Origin of the sequence: Spirillospora sp. NPDC047279 (genome assembly GCF_040643285.1) — a bacterium.
Classification (GTDB): Bacteria; Actinomycetota; Actinomycetes; order Streptosporangiales; family Streptosporangiaceae; genus Spirillospora.
Map to the genome: position 1 here is coordinate 57,015 of NZ_JBEYUA010000022.1, position 13,077 is coordinate 70,091.

At 71.8% G+C, this 13,077-nt stretch carries 12 protein-coding genes; 5 read left to right on the forward strand and 7 right to left on the reverse strand.

Features of this window, described 5'->3' with window-relative positions; all coding sequences use genetic code 11:
• Window positions 1–62: 62 nt before the first annotated feature.
• Window positions 63–1,706 carry a glucose-6-phosphate isomerase gene (gene pgi / locus ABZ810_RS40280; protein WP_358412185.1) on the forward strand — a complete coding sequence of 548 codons (1,644 nt, stop codon included), beginning with the start codon at window positions 63–65 and terminating at the stop codon, window positions 1,704–1,706.
• A gap of 66 nt (window positions 1,707–1,772) precedes the next feature.
• Here the strand turns inward: pgi and ABZ810_RS40285 are convergent, their stop codons facing one another.
• Window positions 1,773–2,009, reverse strand: a complete 237-nt coding sequence (locus tag ABZ810_RS40285; protein WP_358412186.1) for an EF-hand domain-containing protein — start codon at window positions 2,007–2,009, stop codon at window positions 1,773–1,775.
• Window positions 2,010–2,143: 134 nt separating this feature from the next.
• Window positions 2,144–2,875 (reverse strand): GntR family transcriptional regulator, encoded by a 732-nt coding sequence (locus ABZ810_RS40290; protein ID WP_358412187.1) that lies wholly within the window; start codon window positions 2,873–2,875, stop codon window positions 2,144–2,146.
• 172 nt (window positions 2,876–3,047) lie between these two features.
• Here ABZ810_RS40290 and ABZ810_RS40295 point away from each other — a divergent pair, with 172 nt between their 5' ends.
• Window positions 3,048–4,370 carry a hypothetical protein gene (locus ABZ810_RS40295; RefSeq protein WP_358412188.1) on the forward strand — a complete coding sequence of 441 codons (1,323 nt, stop codon included), beginning with the start codon at window positions 3,048–3,050 and terminating at the stop codon, window positions 4,368–4,370.
• Between the two features lie 16 nt (window positions 4,371–4,386).
• Here ABZ810_RS40295 and ABZ810_RS40300 read toward each other — a convergent pair whose 3' ends face one another.
• Entirely contained in the window at window positions 4,387–5,334 is a 948-nt protein-coding gene (locus tag ABZ810_RS40300) for an AraC family transcriptional regulator (protein ID WP_358412189.1), read from the reverse strand.
• 111 nt (window positions 5,335–5,445) lie between these two features.
• Here ABZ810_RS40300 and ABZ810_RS40305 point away from each other — a divergent pair, with 111 nt between their 5' ends.
• The gene (locus ABZ810_RS40305; RefSeq protein WP_358412190.1) at window positions 5,446–5,925 is read left to right on the forward strand and encodes an anthrone oxygenase family protein; all 480 of its coding nucleotides are present in this window, start codon (window positions 5,446–5,448) and stop codon (window positions 5,923–5,925) included.
• A 7-nt stretch (window positions 5,926–5,932) separates the two neighbouring features.
• Here ABZ810_RS40305 and ABZ810_RS40310 read toward each other — a convergent pair whose 3' ends face one another.
• Together ABZ810_RS40310 and ABZ810_RS40315 are read right to left on the reverse strand one after the other, a co-directional pair.
• Window positions 5,933–6,910 carry a maleylpyruvate isomerase family mycothiol-dependent enzyme gene (locus ABZ810_RS40310; RefSeq protein ID WP_358412191.1) on the reverse strand — a complete coding sequence of 326 codons (978 nt, stop codon included), beginning with the start codon at window positions 6,908–6,910 and terminating at the stop codon, window positions 5,933–5,935.
• A 42-nt stretch (window positions 6,911–6,952) separates the two neighbouring features.
• On the reverse strand, window positions 6,953–7,939 hold the full coding sequence (locus ABZ810_RS40315) for a hypothetical protein (protein ID WP_358412192.1): 987 nt from the start codon (window positions 7,937–7,939) through the stop codon (window positions 6,953–6,955).
• 83 nt (window positions 7,940–8,022) lie between these two features.
• Here ABZ810_RS40315 and ABZ810_RS40320 point away from each other — a divergent pair, with 83 nt between their 5' ends.
• Complete coding sequence (locus ABZ810_RS40320) at window positions 8,023–9,858, forward strand: acyl-CoA dehydrogenase (RefSeq protein WP_358412193.1); 1,836 nt, start codon at window positions 8,023–8,025, stop codon at window positions 9,856–9,858.
• A gap of 37 nt (window positions 9,859–9,895) precedes the next feature.
• On the opposite strand, the gene ABZ810_RS40325 is transcribed toward ABZ810_RS40320, so the two are convergent.
• Together ABZ810_RS40325 and ABZ810_RS40330 are read right to left on the reverse strand one after the other, a co-directional pair.
• Entirely contained in the window at window positions 9,896–10,555 is a 660-nt protein-coding gene (locus ABZ810_RS40325) for a TetR/AcrR family transcriptional regulator (protein ID WP_358412194.1), read from the reverse strand.
• Window positions 10,556–10,621: 66 nt separating this feature from the next.
• Window positions 10,622–11,239, reverse strand: a complete 618-nt coding sequence (locus tag ABZ810_RS40330; protein ID WP_358412195.1) for a TetR/AcrR family transcriptional regulator — start codon at window positions 11,237–11,239, stop codon at window positions 10,622–10,624.
• A 133-nt stretch (window positions 11,240–11,372) separates the two neighbouring features.
• On the opposite strand from ABZ810_RS40330, the gene ABZ810_RS40335 reads away from it, so the two are divergent.
• Window positions 11,373–13,037, forward strand: coding sequence for a long-chain fatty acid--CoA ligase (locus ABZ810_RS40335; RefSeq protein WP_358412196.1), 1,665 nt, complete (start codon window positions 11,373–11,375; stop codon window positions 13,035–13,037).
• The last annotated feature ends 40 nt before the right edge of the window (window positions 13,038–13,077 follow it).

Below are 13,077 nucleotides of genomic sequence, written 5' to 3' on the forward strand. Positions count from 1 at the left end.
TAAGGACGACCCCGGGGGGCGTCACTGACGCCTCGCCGGAGATGCGGGGAGTTGATTGAGTTATGGCTGATATCACCGAATCATCCGAGTGGGCCGCGCTGGCGGAGCACCACGCGGCGGTGGCCGGGACGCACCTGCGCGAGCTGTTCGCGGGGGACCCCGGCCGGGTCGACCGGATGGCGGTGAGCGCCGCCGATCTGCACCTGGACTATTCCAAGCACCGCGCTACGGACGAGACGGTCCGGCTGCTGCTGGCGCTGGCGGAGAAGGCCGGGCTGCGACGGCGGATCGAGGCGATGTTCGCCGGCGAGCACATCAACGTGAGCGAGGACCGCGCCGTCCTGCACACGGCGTTGCGCCTGCCCGAGGATGCCGAGCTCGTCGTGGACGGCCAGAACGTCGTCCAGGACGTGCACGCGGTGCTGGACAAGATGGGCGACTTCTCGCGGCGAGTCCGGTCGGGGGAGTGGACGGGGCACACCGGCAAGCCGATCCGGACCGTGGTCAACATCGGGATCGGCGGGTCCGACCTCGGCCCGGCCATGGCCTACGAGGCGCTGGCCGACTTCGCGGACGCCGGGATCACCGCGCGGTTCGTCTCCAACGTCGATCCGGCCGACATCTCGGGCGCGCTGCGCGGGCTCGACCCGGAGGAGACGTTGTTCATCGTCGCCTCCAAGACGTTCGGCACGCTGGAGACGCTCACCAACGCCAAGGTCGCCCGGCAGTGGCTCGTCGGCGCGCTCGGTGACGAGAAGGCGGTGTCCAGGCACTTCGTCGCGGTCTCCACCAACGCCGAGCGGGTCGCCGGGTTCGGCATCGACACCGACAACATGTTCGGGTTCTGGGACTGGGTGGGCGGCCGGTACTCCTTCGACGGCGCGATCGGGCTGTCGATCATGATCACGGCGGGGGACGAACGTTTCCGCGAGATGCTCGCCGGGTTCCACGCGATCGACGAGCACTTCCGCACCGCGCCGTTCGAGCGGAACATGCCGGTCCTGATGGGCCTGCTCAACATCTGGTACAACGACTTCTTCGGCGCCCAGACCCACGCGGTGCTGCCCTACAGCCAGCGGCTGGCGCGCTTCCCGGCCTACCTGCAGCAGCTGACGATGGAGTCGAACGGCAAGTCGGTGCGCGCGGACGGCGCGCCGGTGGTCGCGCAGACCGGCGAGATCTTCTGGGGCGAGCCGGGCACCAACGGCCAGCACGCGTTCTACCAGCTGCTCCACCAGGGCACCCGGCTGGTGCCGGCCGACTTCATCGGGTTCGCCGAACCGTTCGAGGACCACGCGGCCGACGGCCCCGGCATGCACGACCTGCTCGTCGCCAACCTGCTCGCGCAGACCTCGGCGCTGGCGTTCGGCAAGACCGCCGAGGAGATCGCCGCCGAGGGCGCCCCGGCCGAGGTCGTCTCGCACAAGGTCATGCCGGGCAACCGGCCGACCAGCACGATCCTGGTGCCAAGGCTGACCCCGTCGACGCTGGGCCAGCTGGTCGCGCTGTACGAGCACATCGTGTTCGTCGAGGGCACGGTCTGGGGCATCGACTCCTTCGACCAGTGGGGCGTCGAGCTGGGCAAGGTGATGGCCAACGACCTCACGCCCGCGCTCACCTCGCCGGAGCCGCCCGCCTCGGCCCCCGACCCGTCCACGGCCGCGCTGGTGCGCCGTTACCGGGAGCTGCGGGGCCGCGCGGTCTGACGCTTAAGGGGCACATGACAAGGCCCGCCGGATCGGGTCAGGATCCGGCGGGCCTCGTCTCTGTCATCAGGCGCCGATGAGACCCCGTGTCGTGAGCAGTTCCCGGAGCTCGGGGAAGGAGATGAAACCGTCCCGATCCGTGTCGGCCTTTTCGAAGTAGTCCTGCACTTCATGCCGTGCCCACGACAGTCCCAGGCTCTCCAGGACCATCGTGAACTCCATCAGATCGAGCTTGTCATCACCGCCGAGGTCCGCGCGCGTGAACACGGTTTGAAGATCGTCCTCGGACGGAGTGGTGGTCATCGCGCTCCTCAATTCAGTGCATTCTGTCCGCATCATGACATAAATGCGGGACGCGATCCGGTGAGAAACGCCACGTACCGTCCAGGGAACGAAATCATCCTTCGGTCTCGCCCGCCGCCGCTTCGTTCTCCCTGTCAGACGGTCGGCGGCCGCAGGTCGAGTTCGAGCCGGTAGCGGTCGCCGCGGTAGAGCGAGCGGACGTACTCCAGTGGCCGGCCCCGCTCGTCCCGGGTGACGCGCTCGAAGAGGAACGCGGGCGTGTGCACCGGCACGCCGAGTTCGGCGGCCTCCTCATCGGTGGTGACGGTCGGCTCGATCGTCTCCGTGCCGGCGGCGATGACGACCCCGCGGGCGCGCAGCAGGTCGTAGAACGAGCTGCCCTCGAGGTCCTCCTTCCGCAGGCCTGGCAGCAGGTCGGCGGGGGTGTAGAGGGTCTCGATGGCCATGGACGAGCCGTCCGCCAGCCGGAGCCGGCGAATGGTAAATACCTCTTGGATCGGCGAGACGGCCAGCCTGCGGCCGATCCTCGCGCCCGCCGAGCCGGTGCGGAACGACAACACCCGGCCGCCCGGCTTCATGCCGCGCCGGATCATGTCCTCGCTGAACGAGGTCATGGTGAGCGGCACCGCGATCCGCGGCTCGGCGACGTAGGTGCCGCTGCCGTGCCGCCGGTCGAGGAGCCCCTCGGTGACCAGTCCGTCGATCGCCGCGCGCAGGGTCGGCCGGGAGACGCCGAGCGTCTCGGCGAGCCTGCGCTCCGACGGCAGCGCGTCGCCGACGTCGAGCCCGTCCAGCATCGCGAGAAGCTCCCGGCGGACGGCCCGCCGTTTGGTGTTCGCAGCGCCATCGTCACCAGCGGATGTCATGCCGTTCACCTCCCGCGACGCCGTCCGGTCGGCGCAACGCTAGAGCCAGAGGGAGCCACTGGTCAATACCACTTTGTGAAGATCTGTTCTGGTGCGATCGGGGGCGCGTGGGTTAGCGTCGCGAACGATTCTTCTTGATCTTCGCAGCGCCACCTGAGGAGATGACGGAGAGATGACAGTGCTGACGCGAGGCGTCGCGGCGCTCGCCCTGCCGCTGGTCCTGGTCGCCGCCCCGGCCGCCGCGCAGGCGGCCCCCGGCCCAGGCCGGGACGGCTGGCGGCTGGTCGCCGCGGAACCCTTCAACCGGCACGTGGACGACCGGCACACCCCCTGGTCCAGGGACGACGACGGCCCGTCCAGCCCCTACGACGTGGACGTCTACGACAACGACGGCGCGTTCTTCGAGACGGTCGGCGGGCCCGCGTTCCGCGAGCAGCTGGCCAGGACGCGCACCTACCGCAAGTCGTTCGGCTTCGGCGCCGGCGGCTGGCTGACGGCCGAGCTCGCGGCCCGCGACGAGGACGGCGACGGCAGGCCGGACGCGCCGCCGACCCTCACCACGGGCAAGGGCGTCGCGCGGATGGACGAGCCGAGCCACAAGGGCGGCGTCATCGTCCGGTCGACCAGGGCGCTCCCGGCCGAGTACCGCGTCGAGATGACCCTGCGCGGCCTGGACTTCGGCGGGCAGCGCGGCGGCGCGTGGGACTACCCGGACGGGAGGATCAACGGGTACTCGCCGGAGGGCTGCAAGACCAACCATCCCTGGGCGTCCGGCGGCGACTTCGCCAGGCCCGAGTGCGAGTGGTTCGACGTCCGCACCGACGCCAACGGGTTCTACTACCTGGGCATCATGGACTACGACCGTCCCGCGCCGCACAACAACGTGTTCATCCACACCCACCGCAAGGTGGCGATGGACTCCTACAACCGCTACAAGTACACCGGCACCGGACTGCGCGTGTGCAACCCGATGACCGGGCAGTACGAGGGGTACGGCGCGAGCACCGGCAACGGCGTCAACGCCATCTTCATGACCGACGACCGGCGCTACGCCAACCAGCCCGGCACCGAGTACCTCATGGAGAGCGAATGCGGCTTCGCCAAGGGCAAGGCGATCGTCTCCCAGGTCGACCTGAAGCCCGAGCTTCTGCCTGACGAGCCCTACAGGTTCGCGGTCGAACGCCGCGACGGCGCGTACACCATGGAGATGTCGGGCGATTTCGCCCACGTGGGGCAGGCGACGTTCCGCTACACCCGGGCGTTCGTGCAGGACGGCGAGCCGATCTGGCACTACAACCAGAAGCCGGAGGAGTACGACGGCCGCTTCAACGGTGAGTGGACGTGGACCGGGCCCGGGGGAACGCTCGTCGACAAGGACGTGTGGCCCGCCGGCTCCGCCTATCCCGACCACTTCATCATCGGCGACCCGCACATGAACTTCTACGAAGGGAACGCGCGGATCGACGACGTGCGCCTCTACGTCCCGCGCGGGTAGCGCGCCGGGACGATCCTCACGGCGGCGCCGCGGCGGCGCGCTCGCGGAACTCCTGCGGGCTGACGCCGCGGACCCGCTTGAACGCGGTGCTGAGCGCGAACGCGTTGCTGTAGCCCACCTTCCGGGCCACCGCCTCCAGGGTGCTGTCGGTCTCGCGCAGCATGTCGGCCGCCTGCGCGAGCCGCAGCCCCGTCAGGTAGGCCATCGGCGGCTCGCCGACGAGCTTGCCGAACCGCTGCGACAACGCGGCCCGGGACACGCCGATCTTGGTCGCGAGCGCGGCGACGGTCCACGGGTGCGCCAGGTCGTCGTGCAGCAGTTGCAGGGCGGGGCCGACGACCGGGTCGCCGTGCGCCCTGAACCAGCCCGGCGCGTTCGCCCCCGGCCGGTTGAACCAGGCGCGCAGCGACGAGATGATCAGCAGGTCGAGCAGCCGGTCGAGCACGACCTCCTGGCCCGGGTCGTCCTTCACGATCTCCTGGGCCAGGAACGGGATCAGGGCGTTGTCCCAGGAGTCGGAGGGGATCACCAGCAGTGGCGGCAGGGCGGCCAGGAGCCGCTGGGTGACCTCGCCGCGCAGCTGGTAGGTGCCGACGAGCATGACGTCGCGGCCGTCGGCGCTGTTGCCCCACGTCCGCACGCCGAGCGACATCTTCTCCTCGAGCGGCTCCCCGTACAGCGTGGTGCAGCGGTTGCCCGGGTGGATGACCACCTGGGGCTCGGTCTCGCGCGCGTCGGCGAACGTGTAGTGGTGGGGCCCGCGGAAGATCGCGACGTCCCCGGCCGCCAGCCGCACCGCGTCGCCCTCGGCCGGGACGACCCAGGTGTGGCCCCTGACGATCGCGACCAGGCACAGCGGGGCCTCGTCCTGGATGCGCATCGCCCACGGCGGGTCGAGCATCGTCCGCAGCATGAAGGCCCCGCGGGCCCGGGGCCCGTCAAGAAGATCGGTGAGCGCGTCCATGAGCACAGGTTAAGCGCAGACCGGGCCGTCGCGCCGACCGTGGACGCCCGCGTATGCGGTCGAGCGTCCCGGCCATGCCCCCGGCGCCCGCGGCCCGGTTGACTCGGGAGCATGGAGATCACACGCAACCTCGTCCTGATCGCGAGCACCGTCACCCTCGGCATGATGTGCGGGCTGTTCACGAGTTTCTCGTACGCCATCATGCCCGCGCTGAAGCGGACCGACGACCGTACCTTCGTGCACGCCATGCAGCGGATCAGCGTGGCGATCCTGAACGGCTGGTTCGCCGTCGGCTTCGGCGGCGCGCTGGTCTTCACCGCGATCGCCGCCGTACTGCACCTGGGCGACCCGGCGCTGCCGTGGATCGTCGCGGCGCTCGTCCTCTACGCCGCGACGCTGGCGGTGACCTTCGTGCTGCACGTCCCGCTCAACAACGCGCTGGTGGCCGCCGGGGACCCGGACGGCATCGCCGACCTGGCGGCGGTCCGGGCCGGGTTCGAGCCGGTCTGGGTGCGCTACAACGTCGTCCGCTCGCTGACCAGCACCGCCGCGCTGGCCTGCGCCGCCGTCGCCCTGATCCAGGCGGGATGACGCCGCCTCAGTCGCAGCCGAGGGTCGACGCGGCGTGCAGGACGTCGGCCACGACGGCGGGGTCGCCGTCGGACTCGTGCGCGAAGGTCGCCGGGGTGCGGCGCCCGGCGAGCAGGCGGCAGAAGTCCTCGGCGTCCGCGGTGATCGTGATGTCGGGCGAGCCCGGCTCGCCGCCGAACGCCAGTGGCACCGACCACACGCCCGCCCCGGGGCCGGTGAGCACCAGCCGGGCGGTCAGGCCCGGCCGTTCACGGCCGAGGAACCGCAGCGCGCGGGGCAGCAGCCCGGTGCCCAGGTCGACGATCAGCCGAAGGTGCTCGGGCGGCGGGGGCACCGCGGGGCGTCCCGCGATCGCGCGGATGTCGTCGGCGTGCGTCCACGTCTCGAACGTGCGCTGGACCAGGGCCGACCGGCCGGGCGCGCGCACCTCGCGGGCGCCCGCCAGCGACGCGTCCCGCTCCAGCAGGGCCACGCCGCCGGTGGAGACGCCCTCGACGATGGCGCGGGCCTGGGTGTTCCACGCGATGTGCGGCCCGTACTGGGCGATCGCGGGCCGCGGCAGGCCGACGTCGGCCGCGAAGACCACGTCGTTGCCGGTCAGGTGCGTGACGAGGTCGAGCACGGAGCCGTAGCTCTTCAGCGGCGCGCGCCACAGGTCGAGGGTGAGCGACATGAGCAGGTCGTCCATGAGGTCGACCTGCGCGGCGTAGGCCGCGGCCGGCTCGGTGACCGGCCCGGCCAGGGCCCCCGGCGCACGGCGGCGCCGGGCGGCGGCCAGCACCTTGGAACGCAGGGCGGGCGGAGGCGGTGCCGCGGTGGCGGTGGCCAGCAGGGACGTGGTGTCCTGCAGGCGGGCGGCCTCCCGCGCGCACCGCGCGCACTCGGCCAGGTGCGCGGCGACGCGGGCCGCCTCGTCCGCCGGGCAGGCGTCGAGCGCCCATGCGGCGAGAGACCCGTTCACGTCGAGATGCCCTTCCTCGCTCATCCCCTCAGACGGTACGCCCGAGAGGTCCCGGGCAAAAGCCCGCTAATCATTCGTCCGCGAGGGCGCCGTGGATGGCCGAAGGCGCGGTTCGTTCTCCGTTTCCCTCACCGTTCCCTCGAGCCGGTCGGCGGGGTAGTGCGGGTAGGACTGCTTGAAGACGCCCTGGTGCAGGAGCACCTCGGCGACCTTGGCGCCGGTGGACTCGGCCGTGACCGTGGTCAGGATCCAGGCGGACTCGGTGCGGCGGCTCTCGCCCAGCGCGACGACGCGGCGTTCGAGCACGTACGGCTCGTCGACGAAGACCGGCCCGGCGATCATCTTGATCTCCAGGTCGAGGAAGAGGCCCACCGACGGCTCGGCCTTCCGCAGGCCGGACTCGCCGAACGTGGCCATGGCCAGCACGCTGACCATCTCGACCGGCACGACCGGCCGGCCCCACGGCGTCTCCGCCGACTCGTACCAGGGGCTCGGCTCGGTGATCGAGCCGAGCTTCCGGCGGAGCGTGAACGGATAGAGGTCGCCCATGTGGGTGTCGAAGCCCATCCGCACGTGCTCGGGGGCGGCGCCGGTGCGGCCGGGCTCCCAGCCCGCGTAGATCACCGGCTCGCCGGCCGGCGGCCTGGCCCTGGCGAGGCGTTCGTCCAGCGCCGTCGGCCCGGCGTCCGCGCCGAGCGTGGCGGTGCCCGACAGGACGACGGTGGCGTCCGGCTTCTCGGTGCGCAGGTGCACGCGGACGGGCTCGGGCCCGTCCATCGTCACCAGCGCGCGGGTCTCCTCGCCCTCCACGCAGATCGCCTGGAAGTGGGCGCTGAGGCAGCCCTCCTCGAACCAGCGCCGCCCCCACAACGCGGCGAGCAGCGGGTCGAACTGGCTGAAGTGCGTCGGCCCCTCGATGGCCGCGCCCGCGACGCCGAGCCGCTGGGCGGTCGTCTCGTCGTGGATGCTCGCGTGGTCGCCGTAGGTCTGCTCGGCGAGCAGGTTGCGCGGCGCGCGCGACGGCCCGGACAGCTCGATCGGGGTCCCGAACAAATTGACACCTCCATGTGATCGTGGTCATGCTAAGCGAGCGCTTAGTAACCTCACAAGTGCCGAACTCCCCGAAGGACGAGCCCGTGACCCATTACCGCAGCAACCTGCGCGACCTGCACTTCAACCTCTTCGAGGTGCTCGGCGTCGACCGCCGCCTCGGCACGGGCGAGTACGCCGACCTGGACGCCGGCACCGTGCGGGACATGCTCGGCGAGGTCGAGCGGCTGGCCTCCGGGCCGGTCGCCGAGTCGTACGAGGAGTGCGACCGCGTCCCGCCCGTCTACGACCCGGCCACGCACGGCGTCACGATGCCCGCCGCGTTCCACCGGTCCTACCGGGCCTACGCCGAGGCCGAGTGGTGGCGCCTGGACCTGCCGGTCGAGATGGGCGGCACGGCGGCGCCGCGCACGCTCTGGTGGTCGATCATCGAGATGATCCAGGGCGCGCACGCGCCGGTCTACATGTTCGGCAGCGGCCCCGGCTTCGCCGGCCTGCTGCACGGGCTGGGCACCGACGAGCAGCGCCGGATCGCGCAGATCATGCTGGACCGCCGCTGGGGCGCCACCATGGTGCTCACCGAGCCGGACGCCGGGTCCGACGTCGGCGCGGGGACGACCAGGGCGGTCGAGCAGGCCGACGGCTCGTGGCACATCGAAGGCGTCAAGCGCTTCATCACCTCCGCCGAGCACGACCTGGAGGAGAACATCATGCACTTCGTGCTGGCCCGGCCCGAGGGCGCCGGACCCGGCACCAAGGGCCTGTCGATGTTCCTGGTGCCCAAGTTCCGGTTCGACCCCGAGACCGGCGAGCCCACCGCGCGCAACGGCGTCCACGCCACCAACGTCGAGAAGAAGATGGGCCTCAAGGTCTCCACCACGTGCGAGCTGACGTTCGGCCAGCGGGAGCCCGCCGTCGGCTGGCTGGTCGGCGGCGTGCACGACGGCATCGCGCAGATGTTCAAGGTCATCGAGTCGGCGCGGATGCAGGTCGGCGTCAAGGCCATCGCCACGTTGTCGACCGGCTACCTCAACGCGCTGGAGTACGCGCGCACCCGCGTCCAGGGCGCCGACCTCACCCGGGCGGCCGACAAGACCGCGCCGCGCGTCACCATCGACCGGCACCCCGACGTGCGCCGCATGCTGATGCTGCAGAAGGCCTACGCCGAGGGGCTGCGGGCCACCTACCTCTACACGGCCGACTGGCTGGACGCCGCCACCGAGGCGCGCGCGGCCGGCGACGAGGCGGGGGCGCGGCTGGCCGAGAGCGTCAACGACCTGCTGCTCCCGATCGTCAAGGGCGTGGGGTCCGAACGCGCGTACGAGCAGCTCACCCTGTCGCTGCAGACGTTCGGCGGCTCCGGCTACCTCCAGGACTACCCGCTGGAGCAGTACATCCGGGACACCAAGATCGACTCGCTGTACGAGGGCACCACCGGCATCCAGGGGCAGGACTTCTTCTTCCGCAAGATCGCCCGGGACCGCGGGCAGGCGTTCGGCGTGGTGACCGGCGCGATCGAGGAGTTCCTCGCCGGGGTCGAGGGCGAGCCGCGGCTGAAGGCCGAGCGGGTGGCGCTGGCCGCCGCGCTCGCCGACGTGCGCGGCATGGCCGCACGGCTGAACGGCTGGCTGCGCGACTCCGCCGGCGACCCGGCCGAGGTCTACAAGGTCGGCCAGAACACCACGCGGCTGCTGATGAGCGTCGGCGACCTGGTGATCGGCTGGCTTCTCGCCCGGCAGGCGGCCGTCGCGCTGGCGGCCCTGGACGCCGGCGCGAGCGGCGCCGACGCGGAGTTCTACGAGGGGAAGGCGGCGGTCGCGCGCTTCTTCGCGGCCACCGTCCTGCCCGAGATCGGGGCGCGGCGCGCCGTCCTCGACGCCACCGACAACGCCCTCATGGAGATCCCGGACGGCGCCTTCTGAGGGACGTGCCCAGGGAACGTGGCTCAGGGAACGCGGCTCAGGGAACGCGGCGGACCAGGCGCCAGGCGAGGTCGGCATAGAGGCCGCCGATCTCCTCTGGCGCCCACCGGCCGGACGCCCGGTACCAGCGCGCGACGTCGATGGCCAGCGACAGGACCGCCAGCGTGGTGCCCGGGACGTCGGGGACGTCGAACACGCCCTGCCGCGCCCCGTCCTCGATGACGTCCTGCACGATGGCGGAGATCTCGTGGCGCATGGCGGCGACCTCGGCCCGGTGGCCGTCCTCCAGCGAGCCCAGCTCGTACTCGATGACGCGCCCGGTGGTGTGGTAGCGCGCGCCGCGCACGACCAGCGAGCCGACCACCGCGCGCAGGCGCGACTCCGGGTCGCCGGGCGCGCCCGCCACCGCGCGCCGGACGTGCTCGAGGCTGTCGCGGGTGCCGGTCAGCGCGATCCGGTAGAGCAGCTCTTCCTTGGACCGGTAGTGCACGTAGAGCCCGCCCGGGCTCAGCCCGGCGTGCTCGGCGATGTCGCGGGTGGTCGTCGCGTGGTAGCCCTTGGCCGCGAACGCCGTGACGCCCGCGATGAGCAGCCGCCGCGCGGTGGCGGGCTCGACGTCGGACCAGGCCTCCTCGAGGTCGCGGAGCTCCTGGTCGTCCGCCGCGGCGCGGGGGATCTGCGTGGTCCGGCCGGCCATGTGCCCCCTCTCGGCGCCCGGGTGGAGGCGGTCCCTCCGTCCGCGCCCAGCATACTGAGTGAGCGCTTAGTCAGCACGCTCCGGGCCGGTCCGGAGACCGTCCAGGAACAGGTCGGCGTAGTGGCGCCCGATCGCCTCCGCCTCCAGCCGGCCGGCGGCGTTGTACCAGGCCGGGATGGCGTGCACCGCGCCGAAGAAGAAGTGCACGGCCAGGTCGGCCGGCTGCGAGGCGCGCAGCGCGCCGGCCCGCTGGCCTTCCTCGACCAGCGAGCGGAAACGGTCGTGGTAGCGCCGCCGTTCCTCGCGCACGGCCTGCTGCCGCGCGGGCGAGAGCATGTGCATCGACCGCCAGAACACGGTGAAGTCGTCGAGGTGCAGGAAGCTGGTGGCGAGCACGTCCAGCGCCGCCGCGCGCAGCCGCTCCTCCGGCGAGCCGGGGCCGTCGGCGATGCGCTCCAGCCGGCCCATCTGCATCGCGAGCAGCCGGTGGTAGATCTCGTAGAGCAGGTCGTCCTTGGCGCCGAAGTAGTGGTACATCGCGCCCTTGGTGACGCCCGCGGCCTCGACGATCTCCTGGACGGACGTGCCGGCGTAGCCCTTGCCGGCGAACATCCGGGTCGCGACGGCGAGCAGCCGGTCGGGGATCGGCAGCCCCGCCACCGGCCCCGTCTGTGTCCCCGTCACAACCAACCTCCGCCGCCTTTGGGCGATCAGCCTACCGGGGGCGGTCCCCGATTGACGCTGTCCGGGGCCCGGCCTACTGTACCGACCAGTCGGTATGTGCTGTTGAAGACGACGTCACCCCCGGAGAACGGTCATGATTTCCAGCACCATGCAGGATTTCCCCCTGTCGATCGCCGCGATCCTGCGCCACGGTTCACGCGTGCACGGCGGGAGCGAATGCGTCACCTGGACGGGTGAGGAAGCCCGGCGCGTCACCTACGCGCGGACCGCGGAGAACGCCGAGCGCCTCGCCGCCGCGCTGACCCGCCTGGGCGTGCGCACCGGAACGCCGGTGGCGACCTTCTGCTGGAACCACCAGGAACACCTGGAGACCTACTTCGCCGTGCCGTCCATGGGCGCGGTCCTGCACACCCTCAACATCCGCCTCTTCCCCGACCAGCTCACGCACATCGTCAACCACGCCGAGGACGAGGTCGTCATCGTCGACGACAGCCTGGTGCCGCTTCTGGCCCGCGTGGCCGACGACCTGCAGACCGTCGAGGCGTTCGTCGTGGTGGGAGACGGGGACGCGTCGCCGCTTGAGGCCAACCGCCGGGGCGTCCCGGTGCTGCGGTACGACGACCTGCTCGCCGCCGAGGAGCCCGGCTACGCGTGGCCCGAGATCGACGAACGCGCCGCGGCGTCCATGTGCTACACCAGCGGGACCACCGGGGACCCGAAGGGCGTGGTGTACTCGCACCGCTCGACCTTCCTGCACGCGCTGGCCGTCCAGTCGGCGTCCCTGGAGGGCATCACCGCCGCCGACCGCGTCCTGGCCATCGTCCCGATGTTCCATGTGAACGCGTGGGGGCTCCCGTACGCGGCGTTCCTGTCCGGGGCCACCCTGCACATGCCCGGGCGGTTCCTGCAGCCCGACCACCTGACCGCGTTCATCGCGGCGGAGCGCACGACGTTCGCCTCCGCCGTGCCCACCATCTGGAGCGCGATCTACGAGTACGGCGCCGCGCACGAGATCGACCTGTCCTCGCTGCGGGCCGGCACCTCCGGCGGCGCCGCCGCGCCGCGCGCGCTGCTGGAGCGGTTCGAGGAGCGGCACGGCCTCCGCATCGTCCAGGGCTGGGGCATGACCGAGACCAGCCCGCTGGGCGGCATGGCGATCCCGCCGCCCGAGGTCGAGCAGGGCACGCCGGCCGACCTGGACTGGCGGCTCAAGTCGGGCCGCGTCGCGGCCGGCGTCGAGATGCGCATCGTCGGAGACACCGACGAGGAGCTGCCGTGGGACGGCACGTCCGTCGGCGAGATCGAGGTCCGCGGCCCCTGGATCACCGGTGCGTACCACCGGGACCCCGCGCCGGAGAAGTTCCACGACGGCTGGTTGCGGACCGGCGACGTCGGCACCATCGACGAGCGCGGCTTCTTCCAGATCACTGACCGGGCCAAGGACGTCATCAAGTCCGGCGGCGAGTGGATCTCCTCCGTCGAGCTGGAGAACCACCTGATGGCGCACCCCGCCGTCCTGGAGGCCGCCGTCATCGGCATCCCCGACGAGCGCTGGGACGAGCGGCCGCTGGCCTGCGTCGTGCTGCGCCCGGACGCGGCCCCCGTCACGGCCGGCGACCTGGCGGCGTTCCTCGACGGGAAGGTCGCCCGCTGGCAGGTCCCCGACAGCTGGGCCTTCCTCCCCGAGATCCCCAAGACGACCACCGGCAAGTTCGACAAGAAGCCGCTGCGGGCGGAGCATCGGGAGGCCGCCCTGGAGATCGAACGCGTCGAACGGGCGGAACGCGCCGCGCGCTGAGCGCGCCTCGCCGGCGCCCCCACAACTCCATCCACCCTCC

Coding starts and splice junctions, on each gene's coding strand:
- pgi (WP_358412185.1), top strand. CDS start 63: ATGGCTGATATCACCGAATCATCCGAGTGGGCCGCGCTGGCGGAGCAC.
- ABZ810_RS40285 (WP_358412186.1), bottom strand. CDS start 2,009: ATGACCACCACTCCGTCCGAGGACGATCTTCAAACCGTGTTCACGCGC.
- ABZ810_RS40290 (WP_358412187.1), bottom strand. CDS start 2,875: ATGACATCCGCTGGTGACGATGGCGCTGCGAACACCAAACGGCGGGCC.
- ABZ810_RS40295 (WP_358412188.1), top strand. CDS start 3,048: ATGACAGTGCTGACGCGAGGCGTCGCGGCGCTCGCCCTGCCGCTGGTC.
- ABZ810_RS40300 (WP_358412189.1), bottom strand. CDS start 5,334: ATGGACGCGCTCACCGATCTTCTTGACGGGCCCCGGGCCCGCGGGGCC.
- ABZ810_RS40305 (WP_358412190.1), top strand. CDS start 5,446: ATGGAGATCACACGCAACCTCGTCCTGATCGCGAGCACCGTCACCCTC.
- ABZ810_RS40310 (WP_358412191.1), bottom strand. CDS start 6,910: ATGAGCGAGGAAGGGCATCTCGACGTGAACGGGTCTCTCGCCGCATGG.
- ABZ810_RS40325 (WP_358412194.1), bottom strand. CDS start 10,555: ATGGCCGGCCGGACCACGCAGATCCCCCGCGCCGCGGCGGACGACCAG.
- ABZ810_RS40335 (WP_358412196.1), top strand. CDS start 11,373: ATGATTTCCAGCACCATGCAGGATTTCCCCCTGTCGATCGCCGCGATC.